Origin of the sequence: Hymenobacter profundi (assembly GCF_019334315.1) — a bacterium.
GTDB lineage: Bacteria > Bacteroidota > Bacteroidia > Cytophagales > Hymenobacteraceae > Hymenobacter > Hymenobacter profundi.
Window position 1 is genome coordinate 1 of the sequence record NZ_JAHWGL010000095.1, and the last position, 18,899, is coordinate 18,899.

Sequence of the window (18,899 nt, forward strand, 5' to 3'; positions counted from 1 at the left end):
AGTAGTGAAGTTGAGAGTTTGTGAAGTTGCGAAGTAAAAAGTACGGCTGTCATCCTGAGCTTGCGAAGGACCTTATGCCAGTTGAACGACCATCGTAACAACGACTCGTTCACATGTGATAAGGTCCTTCGCAAGCTCAGGATGACAGCCGTACTTTTTACTTCGCAACTTCACAAACTCTCAACTTCACTACTTCAAAAAGAAGCCTAGCCCGAAGAAGAATAGCAGCATCAGCAAATACACGAACGGCGCTAGCTCGTTGCGCTTCGTGAAGTTGGTGCGGTTGGCATACACTTGCAGGATGAGCGCAATGGCGAACCAGCCCTTGAAGTTTTGGAACGGGATGATGTGGTAGCGCCATTCCCAAAAGTCGAATCGCACGGCTACCGGCTCGATGCACACGTCCAAGCCTACCATCAGCAGGGCAGCCAGCAGCGCCCGCACAAACTCCGGGGCCGGCACGTAGCGGCTTAGCACTGTGGTTACATAGGTGAGTATCCACCAATTGACGCCGATGATGAGGGGCGTTTCCAGCACTTTCCAGCCCAGGGTAGCCCCGTAGGTGTACTCGCCAAACAGCAGGCCGGTGCGTACGCCCAGCACCTCCACCAAAAAGCCGACTACCGCTGTGGTAATGGAAAAGGCAATGAAAACTCCGCTCTTGTTGGGTTGAAAAGCAAATAACAAGGCCGCTGTCAGCAACAGATTCAGCGGAACGAATTGCAGAAAAAACGAGGGGTCTTGCGAGAAAGCCAGACCCAGAAAGCCCGTAACATAAAACAGCAGCAGCACGCCTTGCGCGAGCCGCAAACGACGGCGCCGGGCGGCCGGGTCTACGACCGGTGCTGCGGGCGGCGAGTAGGTAGGATCGGTATGAGGCATGACGAGGGGAAGAGCTGCGGCGGGTAGCGCAACGGCAATATCAGAAGCAAACGGCCGGCAGTCAGCAAAGGTTGAGCCGCCGAAGATAGAGCGTAGCGGCGGCTTGCCCAGCCCCCGCCCCGTAAAAAATTACGCGTCGGCGGAGATTAGCCGGCCTGAGCGACCAGATCGGCCACGATGCGCGCCGAGAGCAGACACAACGGAATCCCGCCCCCCGGATGCACCGAGCCACCGCAGAAATACAGCCCCGGCAACTGCCGCGCAAAGTTGGGGTGCCGCAAAAACGCCGCCAGCATGTTGTTGCTGGAGCTACCATAGAGCGCCCCCCCAAACGACGACGTGCGCTGGGCAATGCCCGGCGGGTCCCACACGTGCTCGGCGCGCAGCAGCGGCGCTACGTCGCGGCCCAGCACACGGCTCACTTTGGCGAGTACGGCGGCACGGGTTTGGTCTACCAGCGCGGGCCAGTCCTGGCCCTGGTCGTGGGGCACGTTCACCATCACAAACCAGTTCTCGTGGCCGGTGGGCGCGTCTTCGGGTGTTTTTTTGGAGGTGATGTTGACGTAAACGGTCGAGTCGGGGCTGATGGTTTTCTGCTGAAAAATGGCATCGAACTCCTGCTTGTAATCTCGGGAGAAAAAGATGTTATGCACGCCCAACTCGGGAAACTCCGTGCCTACCCCCCAATAGAAAATCAGGGCCGAGGAAGAACGGGGCTGCCCAAGCGTGCGCTCCGGCGCGGGCTGCGTAGGCAACAGCTTGCGGTAGGTAGGCACTACATCCATGTTGCTGACTACCAGCGCTGCGCGGTACTGAGCCTGCGCGGTGCGTACACCAATCACGCGCCCATTTTCCACTAGAATTTCCTCTACTGGCTCGTTGTACCGAAACTGTACGCCCAACTCCTCGGCCAACCGTACCAGGCTCTGTGCAATAGCGTAGATGCCGCCCTCGGGGTAGTAGGCACCAATGCCGTGCTCCAGGTGCGGAATCAGGGAGAGCGTGGCTGGGGCCTGGTAGGGGTCAGAGCCGTTGTAGGTAGCAAATCGGTCGAAGAGCTGCACTAGGCGCGGGTCCTTGGGGAAAGCGCGGGTGTGGCGCTGGTGCATGGTGCTGAGCAGGCCCAGTTGGGGTAGGGCCGCCACGGCTTTCAGCACTTCCGGGCTAAGGTAGGTGCTGGCCTTGTGCAGCGACTTGTGCAGAAAGGTGCCCTCCGTAGCACGGTAGGACTTGCCGCTTTGTGCCAGAAACTGCTGCACCTCGGCGGCGGGTGTACCGAGCTTATTTTCTACTTCCTGCGCAAATTTGGCCTCGTCGGCCCAGGCGGTTACGCGGGCACCATCGGCAAAGAAGTAGTGCGTGATGGGGTCGAGACGCTCGTAGCGGAAGTAGTCTGCCGCGGTGCGCCCAGCCAACTGGAACAGCTCATCCACCAAATGGGGTAGGGTGAACAACGACGGTCCGCCGTCGAAGCGGTAGCCACCGGGCAGCGTCAGTTGGTGCATTTTCCCCCCGAACGACTCCTGGGCTTCCAGCACCGTGACGGGATGCCCGGCTGCCGCCAGCCGCACGGCTGTGGCAATACCCGCAATGCCGGCACCGATGATGAGGGCCGGAGCCTTTGACGTTTTGTTGTGTGAGGTAGTGTGCAAAGTGTTAAAAATCGATGCTACCAGTAATATGGCATGATAGTAGATTTTGAATATATAACATCATTTTTCTACTCTTATACCCTCGTTATGTTTACTTTCTTAAGGCAGCCGTGGCACCGTGTAACATTGTATTTGGGTTTTCTGTTCTTAGCTGGGTGCAGTATGCCGGCGCGCCTGTATACCAGCCCGGCAGCACACCAAACCCAACAACGGCCGCGTTCGGTTGCCATTGTACCTTTAGAACTGGTTTCGGTAGTAGACGATCTTCCGGGCAATCGAAACTACGCATCCAACTCCACACCCGGCGAGGAATCGATGTTGCAGGAGATGCTCTTCGCTACCTTATTGCAGCACGGACGCAATAAGCAGTTGACTGTTCGTAACGTAGAGCGCTGTCAGCTACCCGCCGATTCGCTGTTGCCATTCGGCGCGTTGGCCCAGCAATTTGGGGTTGAGTCGATCTTGGTGGCCCGGCTATACCGCACGCAACGGCTACAAGCAGTGGCAGCTTCTACCGTTTTAGTACAGAGTCCTGCGGCTACTACCACTACCAACACTGCGCCTGCCGTGTCTTCACACGATGAAGTGATGCTCGACCTAGCGCTCTACGACCAGCGCGGGCAATTGCTCTGGAAATACAACAACCGAGGCACTACGTATATGAGCTACTCAACGGTAGGCGGCATCACAGAGCGACTGATGGAAGAAGGATTGCGCTACTTCCCGTTTGCCAGGCGGTAGCCAGCATAGGAGGCTAGTAGGCGCTGGGTAGTGAAACTAGCTTCACTTGTCTACCTGCAAACATTTGTGCGCGCAATTAAAAATTAAAATTGCGCGCACAAAGAAGCCGGCAGCCATCTATTCCGTTCTATTCCACGGCCAGCACTAGCCCTTTCAGATATTCGCCTTCTGGGTGAAACAGGCTCACGGGATGGTCGGCGGGCTGGGTGAGGCGGTGCAGGATGCGCGCCGGCCGCCCGGCTTCGATGGCCGCGGCCATGATGGCGCCTTCAAACAGCTCCATGCTCACCACCTGCGAGCAACTGAAGGTGAACAACAACCCGCCCGGCGCTATCTGCTTGATACCGGCCACATTCAGGCGCTTGTAGCCCATCAGAGCGTTGTGGCGGGCCGAGAGGTGCTTGGCGAAGGCCGGCGGGTCCAGCACAATGAGGTCGTATTGATTATGACGGTCTTTTAGGAAGCTGAACACGTCTTGAGCGTAGGCCTCGTGACGGTCGGCGTGGTCAGTAAGGGCGGCGTTGCGGTCGGTTAGCTCAATGGCTTTCTTGCTGGAATCGACGGAGTGCACCAGCTCGGCGCCAGCTTCCAGGGCATACACTGAGAAGCCGCCGGTGTAGCAAAACGTATTCAGCACGCGGCGACTGGGGGCGTAACGGGCCAGCAGGCTGCGGTTGTCGCGCTGGTCGATGAAGAAGCCAGTTTTCTGGCCTGTTTCCCAATCCACTACAAAGCGGTGGCCGTTTTCGTGCACGATGTGCTCCTGCCCACTGCTTTCGCCGAACAGGTAGCCATTCTGTGCGCCAGGCGCAGCTTTGGCGGGTACGGTTTCGGCGCTTTTATCATACACGGCTCGCAGGCCGGGTACCACCGCCTGCAAGGCTGCCGCAATGTGCGGGCGGGCGCGGTACATGCCGGCGCTGTGCGCCTGCACCACGGCCACGTCGCCGTACACGTCGATAATCAGGCCGGGTAGGCCGTCGCCCTCGGCGTGGGCCAGGCGGTAGACGTTGGTATTGCCTTGCCCGGTCAGGCCCAGGCCTTGCCGCAGTTGGTAGGCATTGCGCAGCTTTTCTTCCCAGAAAGCGGCCTCCGGTAGTTGTGCATCCGGTCCAAAATCCAGCATCCGCACGGCGATGGAGCCGGGGGCGTAGTGGCCTACCCCCAGCACCTCGCCGCCGTGGGCCAGCACCGTCACGGCTTCACCCTCCACTACCTCACCCTGCAAGCGGGCAATGGCCCCCGAAAACACCCATGGGTGGCGGCGGCGCAAGGATTGGTCTTTTCCGGGTTTGAGCGTGATGGTAGCAGAAGTCATGGGCTGAAACAAGCAAGTGGACCACAAAGATAACCTGTTCCGACTGCTCCTGCTGCACGCCTACCAATATGGGTCGATATAGGCTATCAGCACGGCCAGGGCAGCAAGGCCTAGGAGAATGGCCCACACCAAACCGCCCCAGATCAACAGACCAATCAGCGCGATAGGGGCCACAATCAACCCCAACACGCCCAGTACGGTGGTGCCCAGGCCCACTTCGGCGGTGTTGGGGCGCACGCCTGTCGGGCGGTGGGCAGTGTGCCGCACTGCGCGCATTAGGCGTTGGGGTAGGCGTTTAGTAGCAGCCATCGGGACGGTGGCCCGTGTTGTTGAGTGTGGTACGCGTACCTTAGCACGAGGCCTGGGCGGCGTATCAGTGGTTAGTGGCTCCGCTGTGGCTGAGGGCGTTTCGGCCGTTGGGGTAAGCGTGGGGGGGGTAGGGGCCAAAGCTACCGCTGGCTCGGTCAGCCGCACCTGGTAGGCTGTGGGGGTAGGCCGGGCGCTCTGGCAGCCCACTGCCAGGGTGAGCAGCACGAAACCGACAAGCAAAGAAGAAAGCAGCCGCAGGCGGCGGAGGGTAGCAATCGACATTAGGATAAGCAGTTGACAGGCGAAGAAACGTACGGTTCAGGCGTATACGGCGGCGCGGGCAAGATGGCGCGTTGCCGCCGCGTGCGGAGCAATAAAGCCCTACCCTTGCGGCCGACCAAACACGCGCCGGTACACCGGCCGGCGGTAGGCAAACTGCGCCCACATAGCGGGATAGAGCAGCACATCCAGTATCCGCGAGCCGGTGCGGTAGGTGATGTCCTCCACAATCACGCTGCCCAAGCCGCGAGGATTAGGCTCTACAAGGTGGCGGTGGCGCCAGTAGCGCAATGGCGCAGGCAACTCCTGGCCTTCATCTATAAAATACTGGCTGCCATCGGGCAACTGGCCGGCCTCAGTGATGAGACTGGTCCAGCGCCAGCGCTTGGGCCCCACGGCCAACTCAATTTCCACTCGGTCGCCGGGGCGGCTGCCGTCGAAACGGAGCAGGTGCAGGGTAGGAAAAGGGGGCGCCAGGGATACGAACAAGGCCCGGTCGAAGCCAGCCAGTACGCGGGCCGGTGGTTGGGCTACCCGGGTGCGAAGTAGGAGATGCATATCTGCCAAACGGACGTAGCACCGGTTTGGTTGAAGGGCAGAAAACAACTTGTGCTGCTGAACAAGAGTTGCGACGCAAGCCGGGCCGTTCTCCGAGAACACACGTATCTTGTGGTAGAATTCTTCGTTCGAAAATCAACTCTATGCTAGAGGATACTGCTTCTTTATCAACCTTGCCTACCCTGCCCAAGTCGCTGACCGGCATTGATGGCTTAGATGAGATTACGGAAGGTGGCTTGCCCAAGGGGCGCCCTACCCTGGTGTGCGGCAGCGCCGGCTGCGGCAAAACCCTGATGGCCATCGAGTTTCTGGTGCGCGGCATTCTCGACTACAATGAGCCGGGCGTGCTCATGACCTTCGAGGAAACCGCCGCCGAGCTGTCGGCCAACGTGGCATCGTTGGGCTTCGACCTGCCCCAAATGCAGGCCGACAAACTGCTACGTCTCGACCACGTGCACGTAGACCGCTCCGAGATTGAGGAAACCGGCGAGTACGACCTCGAAGGTTTATTCATTCGCTTAGGCTACGCCATCGACTCCATTGGGGCCAAGCGCGTGGTGCTGGACACAGTGGAGGCGCTTTTTTCGGGCTTTCCCAACGAGGCCGTATTGCGCTCCGAGATTCGGCGGCTGTTTCGCTGGCTGAAGGACAAAGGCGTGACCACCATCATCACTGCCGAGCGGGGCGAGGGCACGCTCACGCGCCAGGGCCTGGAAGAATACGTATCGGATTGCGTGATTTTGCTCGATAACCGCGTCATCGACCAGATTACCACCCGTCGCCTGCGCATTGTGAAATACCGCGGCAGCACCCACGGCACCAATGAATATCCCTACCTCATCACCGAGGAAGGCTTCTCGGTGCTGCCCATAACTTCCCTGAACTTGCAGCACGAAGTGTCCAACGACATCGTGTCGTCGGGGGTAGTGGCGCTGGACGAGATGTTTGGGCGGGGCGGTTTCTACCGTGGTAGCAGCGTGCTGATAACGGGTACGGCCGGCACGGCCAAAACTACGCTATCGGCTGCTTTCGCCGCCGCCGCTTGTCGTCGTGGCGAAAAATGCCTGATGTTTGTTTTCGAGGAGTCGCCGAAGCAGCTGGTGCGCAACATGCGGTCTGTTGGGTTGGATTTGCAACCGTTTCTGGATCAGGGTCTACTGTACATCGAAGCCTCGCGGCCTACCCTCAATGGGTTGGAGCGGCACTTGGTTACGGTGCACAAGCTTATCGGCAAGCACAAGCCGCAAACGGTGGTCATCGACCCCATCACTAATCTGATATCGGTGGGTAGTCTGTCAGAGGTGCGCAGTATGCTCACGCGCCTGATCGACTATCTGAAGGTGAATGGCATTACGGCGCTGTTTACGGCCCTCACCAGCCCCCGCAACGGGCAGAGCGAAATGACGGAAGAAGGCGTATCGTCGTTGGTAGATACGTGGATCAATGTACGTGACTTAGAAGGCGTGGGCGAGCGAAACCGGGGGCTGAGCATTCTTAAATCGCGCGGGATGGGACACTCCAACCAGGTACGCGAATTTCTGGTAACCGACAATGGCATTCAGCTGCTCGACGTGATTATTGGGCCAGGCGGCATCGTAACCGGCGCCGGGCGCCTCACTCAGGAATTGCAGGAGCAGGCACAAGCCGTGGTTAGGCAGCAAGAGCTGATCCGCAAAGACCGCGAACTAGAACGCAAACGCCGCGTATTGGAAGCTACGATTGCCAATCTGCGCACCGAGTTTGAGTCGGTAGAGGAGGAGCTGCGCCAGATCAACGACGAAGAAGCTACGCGCCGCGAAGCCTTGCACAAGGGCCGACAGCACATTGCCAATCTCTCTATCGGGCGAATTGCTACCCCGCCCGACGATCAGCCATAAGCAGGTACCCGTGGAAAATGCACTTGTTACCACTACCCCCAGCATGGAAAAGGAAACCTGGGAGCTGCGCCTTTACGTAGCCGGACAAACTGCCAAATCGGTAACTGCCCTGAATAATCTACAGAAATACTGCGAGCGGTACCTGAAAGGTCGTTATCAGCTGGAAGTGATTGACTTACTAAAAAATCCGCAGTTGGCGGAAGGCGACCAGATTCTGGCCATCCCTACCCTGGTGCGCAAAGTACCCTCGCCCATTCGTCGCATCATTGGCGACTTGTCGAACCAGGAGCGGGTGCTAGTAGGGCTGGATATCCGGCCGCTGGAGAGCCCCGAGCAATAGAATGGCAACGGAGCAACCGCCGACGCTTGCCGAGGCCGACTACGTTTTTCAACTATTTATCACGGGAGCTACGCCCAACTCTACCCGCGCTGTGCGCAACCTGAAAGACATCTGCGAGCAATATTTGGCGGGCCGCTACGAACTACAGATTATTGACATCTATCAGCAACCGTTGCTGGCGAAGGAAGAACAGATTATTGCGGCCCCTACCTTGGTGCGCAAACGTCCTCTGCCGGTGCGCCGGCTAATTGGCGACTTATCGGAACGGGCCACGGTGCTAGCCACGCTGGGCCTACCCGACCCACCTACTACTGACGACGGGAATGGCTGAACCTGAGATGACCGTAGCGGCACTACTGCGCGAAAAGGAAGAACTACTCTTGCGTTTGCAGGAAGCAGAAGACCTGATTTCGGCCGTGCGTACGGGTGCCGTCGATGCCTTGGCCATTCAGGGCGCCGATGGGCCGCGCATCTTCACGCTGGAAGGCGCCGACCAGGGCTACCGCACCCTGATTGAGCAGATGAACGAAGGTGCCATGCTGCTAAGTCAGGAAGGCATGATTCTGTACGGCAACGCGGCGCTGGCAGAACTGCTGCAACAGGGACTGGAGGATATCATTGGTACTAACTTCGCCGCTTTCGTGCCAGCGGATTTTCAGCCCTCATGGCAGGCCATATGGGCGAAAGGGTGGAGCATCGGGAAAAGCAAAGGGGAACTGCCACTCCGTACGTTGGCGGGGCAGTTGTTGCCGTTGTCGTTGTCGGCCAATGTGCTGCAATTCAACGGCGGGTTGGTGCTGGCTTGTATTCTGACCGATTTATCCGCTCACCACGAGATAAAAGCCATTCGGGCGCTAGTAGCGGAGCAGAATATTGAAATCAGTCGGCAGCAGCAGGCCCTGAAGATTCAGGAAGCTGCCCAGCAGCGCGTCGAGCAGGCCGCCGCCGAAGTGAGCCGCCTGCTGGAAGGCATTCCGCAAATTGCCTGGACTGCCAATTCAGAGGGCGTATCCACGTACTTCAATCGTCGCTGGTTTGACTACACCGGCCGTACCGCTGACCAGCTGGAGCAGGCGTGGTGGCGCGACTACCAGCATCCGGCCGACAGGGACGCCGCTGCTGCCCGCTGGCAGCAAAGTCTGGAAACCGGGCACGTATTTGAAGCCGAATTTCGCTTGCTTGACCATACGGGGACGTACCGATGGATGCTCAACCGTGCCCTACCCTCTTACAACGAGCGCGGGGAGCTAATGCAGTGGATTGGAACCTGCACGGATATTCACGAGCAGAAAATGACACAGGTGCGTATCGATCAGGCGCAGAAGCAATTGCAAGAGAATAATGCCCAGCTGCAACGCGCCAACATCGACCTGGACAACTTTATTTACACGGCCTCACACGATCTAAAAGCACCCATCAGCAACATAGAGGGCCTGCTGCATGCGCTCCTGGAGGAACTGCCCAGTGCCGACGACAGTAGCCCATCGGCGCAGCCGGTAGCAGCGCTGCTGACGATGATGCAAGATTCGGTAGACCGCTTTAAGCGCACGCTCGACCACCTCACGGAAGTCACCAAGTTGCAAAAAGAATACGCTGCACCCACGGCCTGGCTGCCGTTGAGCGCCACCATCCAGGACGTGTGCCTGGACCTGGCACCGCTGATTCAGGAATTGGGGGTACAGCTGGAAGTGGAGATTACAGATTGTCCGGCGGTGTTATTCTCCGAAAAAAACCTGCGCAGTGTTGTCTACAATCTGCTCAGCAATGCCCTCAAGTACCGGGCGCCTGATCGGGTACCGCACGTGCGTATCTGGTGTCAAACGACCGACGATTTTCTTATCCTCTCGGTACAAGACAATGGGTTGGGCCTGAATCTGGCTACCCATCAGCACAAGCTATTTGCCATGTTCGAGCGGTTTCATACCCATGTAGAGGGTAGTGGCATTGGACTCTATATGGTAAAGAAAATCATGGAAAATGCCGGCGGACGCATCGAAGTTCAGAGTGAGGTGGGCGTTGGCTCCCTGTTCTCGGCCTATTTTCGACGGCAGTATATATAACGCAGTTGCTTCTGTATAAGCAAGATATATCCTATACGCATACACATGGAAAAGCTGACCTGCGCCCTTCTGGTAGATGATGACCAGACAAACAATTACCTCAATAAGCTATTACTTAGTCGTCTTCAAGTCACGGATAAGCTACTAGTTGCTCTCAACGGTCAGGAAGCGCTGGCGTTGGTAGAGGAACATTGCCGCGATGCCTCGCCCTCGTGCCCCGCCCTTATTCTGTTGGACGTAAAAATGCCCGTCATGAACGGCTTCGAGTTCCTGGAAGCCTACGCGCAGTTGACCCTACCCCGCAAGCACGCCATTATCATTGTGATGCTTACTACATCGTTGCACCCGCAGGATATGGAGCGCGTGCAAAAGCTACAGGTCGATGGTTTTCTCAGTAAGCCGCTGACCAAAGAAAAAGTAGAAGGTATCCTGGAAACGTACTTCAACCGGCATCTATAATGTATATACGTCTTATAGTGAGTAGGATAGGGTAGGGGTGAGCGTCAGCATTTCGAAGGTTCTGCCTGATGTTAAGTAGTAACCCCGCGCTTTTATCCCCAAGCGCAGGCGGGTATCAATGGGGCGAGAGTATTCTAATCCGGCTACGACGCCACCTTCTTCGGGGTAGCTGTTGCCCATGTTAATCTCGTCGATAGTGGTGTAGGGGGCGCCGTAGGAATTGGGAGGGCCTGGGTAGAGAGTTTGTGAGGCAGTAGTTATATACAATAGTCCGGCGTGCACTTTGAAATCGGGCGTTAGGGCGCGCTCGTAGATGGCTTGGAAAGCGTTATTGACGTAGCGCAGGCGGAAATCGACATAGCGGGTAGCACCCCAATTAGTAAGATAGGCAATGTGCTTTTCGTCCATATTCACGCTACGTGTGTAGGCTAGCGCCACGGCTCCAGCCCTACCTACCCGGTACGAAACTTCGGCGCCGCCCGCAGTGCCCAGAAAATTAACGTGTTGCAGCTCATAGGGAGTATCCTTAAAGGACGACGCAAAGAAGTTGCCTGCCGCCCCATAGTGTACCTGCACCGCGAAACGACGCGTCGTTGGCGCTTCCTGAGCTTGAGCAGCCTGCCCCCAGCTTAACAGCGCTAGAGTTGCGGTTGAAAAGAATGTGTTAGTAGTAGAGGGCTTGCGCATATAAAGCTTTAAAAATAAATTGATTAACTAATAAGAAGGGTAGGAAGATAGTTTATTCCTACCCCAGCAACTCCTCAATATCCTCCTTAGTCAGCGACTTGATGATGGCTTCATCGGTCGTAATCAGATCCGTGACGAGCTGGATTTTCTTGTTTTGCAGGGCCAGGATTTTTTCCTCTACCGTGTTCTTGGTGATGAACTTATAGGTGAATACCGTGCGCTCCTGCCCAATGCGGTGGGCGCGGTCTACGGCCTGGGCTTCCACGGCAGGATTCCACCACGGGTCGAGGATGAACACATAGTCGGCGGCGGTGAGGTTGAGGCCCACGCCGCCCGCTTTCAGCGAAATCAGGAAAATGCGCAGCTTCTCATCTTCCTGGAAGCGCGCTACCTCCTTGTGCCGTTCGCGGGTGTTGCCGTCTAGGTAGGCGTAGCGTAGGCTTTTCTCGTCTAACGCGTGGCGTATAATATCCAGGTGTTTTACAAACTGACTGAACACCAATACCTTGTGTCCCTCGGCTACCACGTTGCGCAGCATGCGCACCACCTCGCGCAGCTTGCCCGACTCGTGCTCGTAGTCCTCGTGGGCCATGCGCGGGTGGTTGGCAATCTGGCGGAGCTTGGTGAGGCCCTGCAACAGCATAAACTGGGTGCTGGCTGTGCCGTGCTCCTCAATATTTTGCAGAATCTTGTTACGATAGTAGCTCTTGGTTTCCTCGTAGCATTGCTGCTGCTCCTCGGTCATGGGGCAGTAGCTCAGGTTTTCGATCTTATCGGGCAACTCGGTGGCTACCTGAGCTTTGTGGCGCCGCAGGATAAATGGTTTGATGAGCGTATGCAAACGGCGCATCTTGCTTTCATCCTTGCCTTTTTCAATGGGCTTGAGGAATTCCTTGCGGAAAAAGTGCTGTGTGCCCAGCAGCCCCGGATTGATAAACGACATCTGCGACCACAAATCCATGGTGCTGTTTTCAACCGGCGTACCCGTCAGAATAAGGCGGTGGCGCGAGTGCAGCCCGCGCACAGCCTGCGAGGTAGTGGAGCTTGGGTTCTTGATGGCCTGCGATTCGTCCAGAATCACGTAATCGAACCTGTAAGTTTTCAGCAGTTCGATATCCAGGCGCACAATGCCGTAGCTGGTCAGCACAAGGTCATAGCCCTGAAACTGCTCCACGTTTTTGTCGCGGTAGGTGCCCGTATAAGTGAGCACGCGCAGAGCCGGCGTGAATTTTTGCGCTTCGCTGAGCCAGTTGTAAATCAGGGAGGTAGGCATTACGAGCAGCGTTGCCGCGCCACTGGCAGCCCCGCTTTCCTTACGCTGAAGCAGCAAAGCCAGCGTTTGCACGCTCTTGCCCAAGCCCATATCGTCGGCGAGGCAGCCACCAAAGTGGTAGTCTTGCACGAAGTGCAGCCAGTTGTAACCGGCTTTTTGGTAGGGGCGCAATGTGCCCCGGAAGCCCTCGGGCATGGGCTTGTCTTCTACGGCTTCAAACTCGCGCAGTTTTTCCAGCTTGCGGGTCATGGTCACCTCGGCTAGGTTGCCGCTCTGCAAGTCGGTTACCAGAGCCAAGTGGTGCTTGCGCAGCGAAAGGCCCTGCTCATGCTCCTCAGCAAAGGCAAACAGCTCTAAGTACTGCGTAAACCATTCCTCCGGAATAATGGCAATCTGCCCGTTGGGAAGGCGATACTCGTGGCGCTTATTCAGAATATAGGGCCGCAGCTTGATAAACGGCACCTCAAACTCGCCAAAATGCACCGTGCCGTGCACATCAAACCAATCGTTGGTTTCGGTGATGCCTACCTGGACCGTTACCTCCCCAATGAAATAGTCCTTGCTCGACGTGTCGCCCTGCTGCACTGTGAAGCCCAGGCGGGCGAGGTCGTCGGCGTGCAGGTGTAGCCAGCGGAAGGCTGTTGCCTTGTCCAGCACAGCGTGGCCGTCGCGCATCTCCAGAGCGCGGTCCTGTAACGCTCGAATGAGCTCCTGCTCCCGCTCCAAATTGCGAATCAGGCGGTGAAACACGTAGCTGTCGTCCGTTTTTTCCAGCCGTACGCACACTTTTTTGTCGTGGCCGCGGGGCACTGTATGGCCGCCGTACTGAAAAGAAAGGTCGAAGTGAATGTGGCTGGTGGGCGCGGCCACAGCCGGCGCCGTTTCGGCCACCGCCGCCGGCCGCCGGCCAGGGCCACGGGTAGGCGCTTCCTGTTCCACTACCACGGCAGTAGCCACGTCCGAAAACGTAAGGCGGGGCCGCGCTAGGTAGCGTTCCGATTTGATATCAAAACCGCGTGCGTGTACATCAAAGGACTCTACTAGCGGCGCCACAAAGCGTTGGTAGTAGCTGTCTTCTACCTGCCGCGGCACCACGATAAACTTCTTATTCAGAAAGGGTTGCAGCTTCTTGCCGTCTACCTCGTTGCGAAAGTGGTAGAGCCGGTCGTTGAGCAGCAGCCAGGCCGGCTGCGCGCACACAATCACGGCATTTTTATACTGGAAATCGAGCTTTTGGCCCTGGTACTGAATGGTAGGGAAGTAGTGGGTGTTGTCCTCGTTGCGGCGGAAGTGGAAGAGCACGTTGGCCGGTTCGGGGGCTACCTCAATCTCGTGCCAGGTAGGCTCGCCATCCTTGCCCATAATGAACACCTGTTTGCCCGCTAGCCGCTCCAGAATTTGGGCCATGCGCTCCTGTACGTAATTGCAAATGGCGTTTTGCAGGTTCTTGTCGCCTTTTTCCCCGTCAAATATCTTCAGGAAGAAGTCGGCCGCAGTGGTTTTTTTCTTGGGCCAAAACTCCTTAATCACTACATCCTGCTGAATCTGGTCGGTCAGGCCTACCAGCTCAAAATCAGTTTCGTCGAGGCCATCCGCAAACTCTGGGGCGTTCTTGGCCGATACGGTTTGGTGTTGCAGCGTAAGCTGGCCGCGCGCGTTGCGCTGCACTACGTACGACTCAAACAGGTAGCCTAGGTATTCGTGTTCGAGCAGTGAATAAACGATCTGAAAGGGCTGTAACGTAGAGACTTTCATGATTGGCGGCAAGGATGCAAAGATGAAAGTAAGGACAAATGGTAAAATGTGGTTATTCCGATAATTTATTATTAGAATAATTATATAAAACCATAAAATTTCCTTACCGTTTTGCTGTAGGCAAAACAGGGTATCATCTGAGATACTACAGCCGCAAATAGTAGGTTACAAATTATCGCGCACGTCCAGACGCGCCGCGTTCAAAGCCGGCCGGATAGACACGGAAATGGTAATCACGATAATGGCGAGGCCCGTCAGTACAATATCCGTAGCCTGCATCTTCACGGGGTAGGAGTCTACCACGGCCGTGGCCATGCCCATCGAGACGAGGTGAAACGTTTGTTGCAGCCAGCAGATGCTTACTCCCAACACCAGGCCCGTAATGGCGCCCACCATAGCCACAATGGCACCCTCAAGCAAGAAAATATTGCGCACAAGTTGGGTAGTGGCACCCATGGCCCGCAGAATAGCCACGTCCTTTTTCTTGTCTATCACCAGCATCGACAGCGAGAAGAAGATGTTGAGCGAGGCAATGAGCAGAATGAAGGCGAAGGTGATGAACACGAACATCTTCTCTACCTTGATGGCTTTCAGCAGGCTTACGTGTTGCTCATCCGAATCGAGCACCTGAAATTTGGCACCAAGTAGCTGCCGTAGCTCGTCCTTCACGTCGTCTACGGAGTGCTCGTCGCCCACGCGTACTTCCAGCGAGGTGCGGCGGTTGCCATAGAGCAGTAGGTCGCGGGCAAACCCCAGGGGTACAAAAATGTAGCTGTCGTCGATGCGCTGCTCGATCAGGAACACGCCGCCGGCTAGGATAGCTTGCTCGTTGAAGGCCGTTTCCGGATTCATCGACAGCAATTTTTTGCCTGTGTTGCGCGGGTAAAGCAGGCGCAGGGGCGAGAGGCGGTTGTCGAGAGCAATGCTGAGTTCGTGCTGCACGCCGGCACCCAGCAGGGCGTAGTCTTGGCCGTCGCGCACGAGGCGGTGGTCGCCTTCCACAATAGCCGAGTCGATGTTGCTCTGGGCGAAATAGTTTTCGCTCATACCCTTCATCTTCACTACCATCTGGCGGTCGTGGTACTGGAGCAGGGCGTTGTCTTCAATCACCTGCGTGACCAGCGCCACGCCTGGTACGGCCGTGATGCGGTCGATGAAGGCGCTATCCACCGGGAAGGACTTGCCCTGCATCGCCGAAATCATCAGGTCGGGGTCCGATTTGCCGTAGAGGCCGCGCACGAGGTCCTCCAGCCCGTTGAATACCGACAGCACAATGATAAGCGCCATTGTGCCCACGGCCACCCCTACCATCGAAATGTTGGAGATGATGCTGATAATGTTGCGCTTCTTCTTCGAGAAAAAGTAGCGCCGGGCAATGAGCAAAGGAACGTTCACGTGCGGGCGTGGGTAGAGCGAAGCGGGAGGCGGATAAAGTAAGGCTAGATGGCGCGACGCATAAACTCTTCGAGGCTGCGCAGGCGCTCTTCGTGGTCTTGTATTGTATTCTTTGGGGTAGGTTCAGAAGCTGTAAATGCAATATCGTGTGTGGTCTGCATTTGTAAGCAGTCTAAGCGGTAAGGCATGCTGACTATATCGTTTTCTTCCTCCATAATCTTTCGGCCTAAGAATCGATTCCCAAGATACGCTACCCTAGGCAAAACAGCTACTTCCAGGCTTTCACAATCAGGCCGGTGCCGGAGTCGTGGGTGGTACGGGCATCATACCAATTGAGCAGCAGGCAGAAGGGAAAGACTAGGAGGTAGTAAAATGGTAGGAGCAGGAAGAACAGCCGTGACTTGCCCAGCATCAGAATGGGGTATTTCATGCTCAGGCGCCAGGAAACCTGACCGGGTTCCCCATAGCTGTAGCGGGCCTCGATGCGCTCAAAACCGGCCGTGCGCAGCTTCTGCTGAATCTCGTGGATGTTATATCCGTCGCGCACGTGTTCTTCAATGAAGCTGGTTTCGCCGTCGCCGTGCACGTCGGAGCCACCCTGGTCGCTGGGGGTAGAGATGAGCAGCATGCCGCCATCCTTGAGCGAGGCGTGAATGTTACGGAACACCTCCACGTCTTCCAGAATGTGCTCCATCACATCCACCGACAAAGCCAGATCGAAGCTGTTAGGCTCCTGGTACAGCACTAGGTCCTGCACGGCAAACTGTACCTGTGGCCGGCCAATCTGCCGGAAAAAGTTGTTGGAGTCGGCTACCTGTTCCTCTTTCACATCCACGGCCAGGATTTGCCATTTGGGACTCATGCTGCTCAGCCAGTAGGTATACTGTCCGTAGCCGGCACCAGCATCCAGAATGGTGAGCGGGTCCTGGGTGCGGCCTTTGGACCACTGCCGCAGCTCGCGATGCACGTGCCAGGTGCGCAGCAGCAGCAGGTCGAGCAGGTGATAGAACAGGCGCCGCAGCCACGGCGTGCGGTTAAACACGTTGCCCAGCGAGCGTTTAATCGGGTCGTAATGCAAGGGGATAAATGGTGAAGTTGTGAAGTTATGAAGTTGTGAGTAGGCGGAAGGGAAAAGGATAGCTGAAAAATCACAAATTCACCATTCACAACTTCACCTTGTTACTCATCTTCGTCGGCAAACAGGCGGGGGCGGGGAGGGGTAGGCTTGGCGGAGTCGTCCTCGTCGGTGGGCGCGTTGGGGTCGGTGGCCGGGATGGTGAGGCCACCAAATACCTGGTCCATGTGAGCGGCATAGGCGGCGCTGTCGTCGAGGAAGAAGCTCAGAGCTGGCACCACGCGCAGCTGCTGGCGGATGCGCTTGGCTAGGGCCATGCGAATCTCCTTGCCGCTGTCGCGTACTAACTCCAGCATCGCTTCGCCATCGCCTACCAAGAGCAAGCTCAGATACACGCGGGCAATGCCCAAATCGGGCGATACGCGCACCGTGCTGATGCCAGGCGCTAGGCCCGGGAACAAGTGCGGCAGGTCGCGCTGAAATACGGCGGCCAGTTCCTGTTGTAGTACGCTGGCTACTTTTTGCTGTCGTTTGCTTTCCATAGAACAGGCAAAGATAGGTGATTAGGGTCTTAGGGTCTCGGGGTCTTAGGGGCTTGAATTTTATTTTTACATCCTGAATCCCTACCCGGTTCTACGTGGCCGCATCGACTTTAGGCGTTGGGTTGGTTAGGCTACTGCTGGCGCACCTGCTACTTTTGCGAACCAGGAGTCTGTTTGGTTGCCAGCGTAGCAACCACGACCCCGAAGTCCCCACGACCCCAAGACCCCAACATCCTGCTTCAGTTTTTCAAAAGTCCGCTTCCCTCGCGTCTGGTGGTGTTGCTGCTGCTGGTGCTGGCCGTGCGCCTACCCTTGTTGTGGCTGGGCGTGCCGCTGTCGGCCGTGGAACTGCACGCCTTCCTGATAGGCGAGCGGCTGCACAATGGCGCAGTGCCCTACCGCGACCTGTATGACAGCACGGCCCCGCTGGCGAGCACCTTGTATGGCCTGCTCGAAGCCCTGGGAAGCCGGCCGCTGTGGCTGTACCGGGCGCTGGCCCTGGCGCTGCTGGTGGTGCAAGCCGTGCGCCTCAACCGCATCCTAAACCGCGCCGATGTGCACCCCGAGCGCGGCTACGTAGCCGCTCTGACCTACCTGCTGGTAGCCAGCGTCACGTCTGACCTGGATATTTTGTCGCCGCTGCTGGTGGGGCACACGTTGGTGGTGTACGCGCTCAGTGCGCTGCTGCCCACCTCGCGCGAGGGATACGACAACCGGCGCCTGTTTCAGGCAGGGTTCCTACTGGGGTTAGCGGCACTGTTTTACCTGCCACTGGCGTTGTTTCTGGTGCTGGCGCTGTTTGCGGTTATCATCTTCGCTGCCAACTCGTTTCGTAGCTTTTTGCTGCTGCTGTGCGGCTTCTTTTTTCCGTACGTGGTGGTGGGCACGGTGCTGCTGTATGTTGATGCGCTGCCGGCCTTCTCACAGTTTCATCTGCACCCTACCCTGACGGGCCTTACGGCTGGTGCCGATGGCATGCCTCGCCTGGTGCAACTGCGCCTGCTGATCTTGCCGGGTGTGCTACTGGTGGTGGCGCTGCTACGCACGTTTGCTACCTCGCTGGGGCTGGTATTTCAGGTGAAGTTCCTGCAGCTGATGCTGGTCTGGCTAGTTGTCACCATTGCTATTATTATTGTCGGTGATGGTAGGGCGCCCGGTACGCTGGTGCTGGCACTGCCGCCGCTCACCTATTTCGGGCTGTTTCTGTGGCAGCGGGCGCAGCGGCCGTGGCTGCTGGAGTTGTTGCTCGTGGTATTGATAGGAACTGTGGTAGGCATCCGCTACCGGAGTGTGCTGCCCTTTGGCAACTTACTACCCATTCCTGCCGAAGAATCCTTTGCCGTGCAGCCCAACCCCGCGTATGCCAGCGTACGCAACCAAACGCTATTGGTACTGGGCACCGACCGGCGGCCCTACCTCTCCAATCGCTTGGTCACGCCCTACCTCGACTGGCGCCTAGCGCAGCAGGATTTCGGCCACCTCAACGAGTACGCCGCCGCCTTCCGGCTGGCGCACAACATGCGCCACCCTCCGGCCTACCTCATTGACGAGCGCAACCTGCTCCCCGAACTGCGCTACAAGCTGCCCACCGCTTTCGGCCGCTACGAGCCCACCAGCACCCCGCATTTGTTTAAGTTGAAGAGCGACTGAGTGAGGGAGTAGCTGAGTGAATAGCAAAAGCGCCTGTCATCCTGAGC

Annotated in this window: 17 protein-coding genes; 7 read left to right on the top strand and 10 right to left on the bottom strand. The window is 57.3% G+C overall.

The genetic code is table 11. The features are described 5' to 3' along the window. Positions 1-189 precede the first annotated feature (189 nt). Entirely contained in the window at positions 190-882 is a 693-nt protein-coding gene (locus KYK14_RS17630; RefSeq protein ID WP_208307711.1) for a carotenoid biosynthesis protein, read from the bottom strand. A gap of 146 nt (positions 883-1,028) precedes the next feature. Further along, complete coding sequence (gene crtD, locus KYK14_RS17635) at positions 1,029-2,534, bottom strand: 1-hydroxycarotenoid 3,4-desaturase CrtD (protein ID WP_219160671.1); 1,506 nt, start codon at positions 2,532-2,534, stop codon at positions 1,029-1,031. A 162-nt stretch (positions 2,535-2,696) separates the two neighbouring features. Between crtD and KYK14_RS17640 the strand changes: the two genes are divergently transcribed. Further along, the gene (locus tag KYK14_RS17640; RefSeq protein ID WP_219160676.1) at positions 2,697-3,275 is read left to right on the top strand and encodes a hypothetical protein; all 579 of its coding nucleotides are present in this window, start codon (positions 2,697-2,699) and stop codon (positions 3,273-3,275) included. Positions 3,276-3,402: 127 nt separating this feature from the next. Here the strand turns inward: KYK14_RS17640 and KYK14_RS17645 are convergent, their stop codons facing one another. The 3 genes from KYK14_RS17645 to KYK14_RS17655 form a co-directional block, all read right to left on the bottom strand. Beyond that, positions 3,403-4,593 (bottom strand): class I SAM-dependent rRNA methyltransferase, encoded by a 1,191-nt coding sequence (locus KYK14_RS17645; protein WP_219160678.1) that lies wholly within the window; start codon positions 4,591-4,593, stop codon positions 3,403-3,405. 60 nt (positions 4,594-4,653) lie between these two features. Then, positions 4,654-5,184, bottom strand: a complete 531-nt coding sequence (locus KYK14_RS17650; RefSeq protein ID WP_219160680.1) for a hypothetical protein — start codon at positions 5,182-5,184, stop codon at positions 4,654-4,656. 99 nt (positions 5,185-5,283) lie between these two features. Then, positions 5,284-5,739, bottom strand: a complete 456-nt coding sequence (locus KYK14_RS17655) for an SRPBCC family protein (protein WP_219160682.1) — start codon at positions 5,737-5,739, stop codon at positions 5,284-5,286. Positions 5,740-5,882: 143 nt separating this feature from the next. Between KYK14_RS17655 and kaiC the strand changes: the two genes are divergently transcribed. Genes kaiC through KYK14_RS17680 form a run of 5 tightly spaced genes read left to right on the top strand, consistent with a single transcriptional unit; the run spans position 5,883 to position 10,475 of the window. Continuing rightward, complete coding sequence (gene kaiC / locus KYK14_RS17660) at positions 5,883-7,616, top strand: circadian clock protein KaiC (RefSeq protein WP_185282034.1); 1,734 nt, start codon at positions 5,883-5,885, stop codon at positions 7,614-7,616. A gap of 10 nt (positions 7,617-7,626) precedes the next feature. Next, entirely contained in the window at positions 7,627-7,956 is a 330-nt protein-coding gene (gene kaiB, locus KYK14_RS17665; RefSeq protein WP_425514693.1) for a circadian clock protein KaiB, read from the top strand. A gap of 1 nt (position 7,957) precedes the next feature. Beyond that, positions 7,958-8,287 (top strand): circadian clock KaiB family protein, encoded by a 330-nt coding sequence (locus KYK14_RS17670; protein WP_185282036.1) that lies wholly within the window; start codon positions 7,958-7,960, stop codon positions 8,285-8,287. Next, a complete protein-coding gene (locus KYK14_RS17675) occupies positions 8,280-10,016 on the top strand; it encodes a PAS domain-containing sensor histidine kinase (RefSeq protein WP_219160683.1) in 1,737 nt (578 codons plus the stop codon). The genes KYK14_RS17670 and KYK14_RS17675 overlap by 8 nt, the downstream gene beginning before the upstream one ends. A 45-nt stretch (positions 10,017-10,061) precedes the next feature. After that, positions 10,062-10,475: a response regulator gene (locus KYK14_RS17680; RefSeq protein ID WP_185282038.1), complete on the top strand. Its 414-nt coding sequence runs from the start codon at positions 10,062-10,064 to the stop codon at positions 10,473-10,475. A 12-nt stretch (positions 10,476-10,487) separates the two neighbouring features. Here KYK14_RS17680 and KYK14_RS17685 read toward each other — a convergent pair whose 3' ends face one another. The 5 genes from KYK14_RS17685 to KYK14_RS17705 form a co-directional block, all read right to left on the bottom strand. After that, a complete protein-coding gene (locus KYK14_RS17685; RefSeq protein ID WP_219160685.1) occupies positions 10,488-11,162 on the bottom strand; it encodes a hypothetical protein in 675 nt (224 codons plus the stop codon). A 58-nt stretch (positions 11,163-11,220) separates the two neighbouring features. Then, positions 11,221-14,190, bottom strand: coding sequence for a DEAD/DEAH box helicase (locus KYK14_RS17690; protein WP_219160687.1), 2,970 nt, complete (start codon positions 14,188-14,190; stop codon positions 11,221-11,223). A 165-nt stretch (positions 14,191-14,355) separates the two neighbouring features. Next, positions 14,356-15,585: an FtsX-like permease family protein gene (locus KYK14_RS17695; RefSeq protein ID WP_219160689.1), complete on the bottom strand. Its 1,230-nt coding sequence runs from the start codon at positions 15,583-15,585 to the stop codon at positions 14,356-14,358. A gap of 268 nt (positions 15,586-15,853) precedes the next feature. Then, the gene (locus KYK14_RS17700; protein WP_208307700.1) at positions 15,854-16,663 is read right to left on the bottom strand and encodes a class I SAM-dependent methyltransferase; all 810 of its coding nucleotides are present in this window, start codon (positions 16,661-16,663) and stop codon (positions 15,854-15,856) included. Positions 16,664-16,764: 101 nt separating this feature from the next. After that, positions 16,765-17,202 (bottom strand): ribosome-binding factor A, encoded by a 438-nt coding sequence (locus KYK14_RS17705; protein ID WP_185282043.1) that lies wholly within the window; start codon positions 17,200-17,202, stop codon positions 16,765-16,767. Between the two features lie 174 nt (positions 17,203-17,376). Between KYK14_RS17705 and KYK14_RS17710 the strand changes: the two genes are divergently transcribed. Further along, a complete protein-coding gene (locus KYK14_RS17710) occupies positions 17,377-18,852 on the top strand; it encodes a hypothetical protein (protein WP_219160691.1) in 1,476 nt (491 codons plus the stop codon). Positions 18,853-18,899 lie beyond the last annotated feature (47 nt).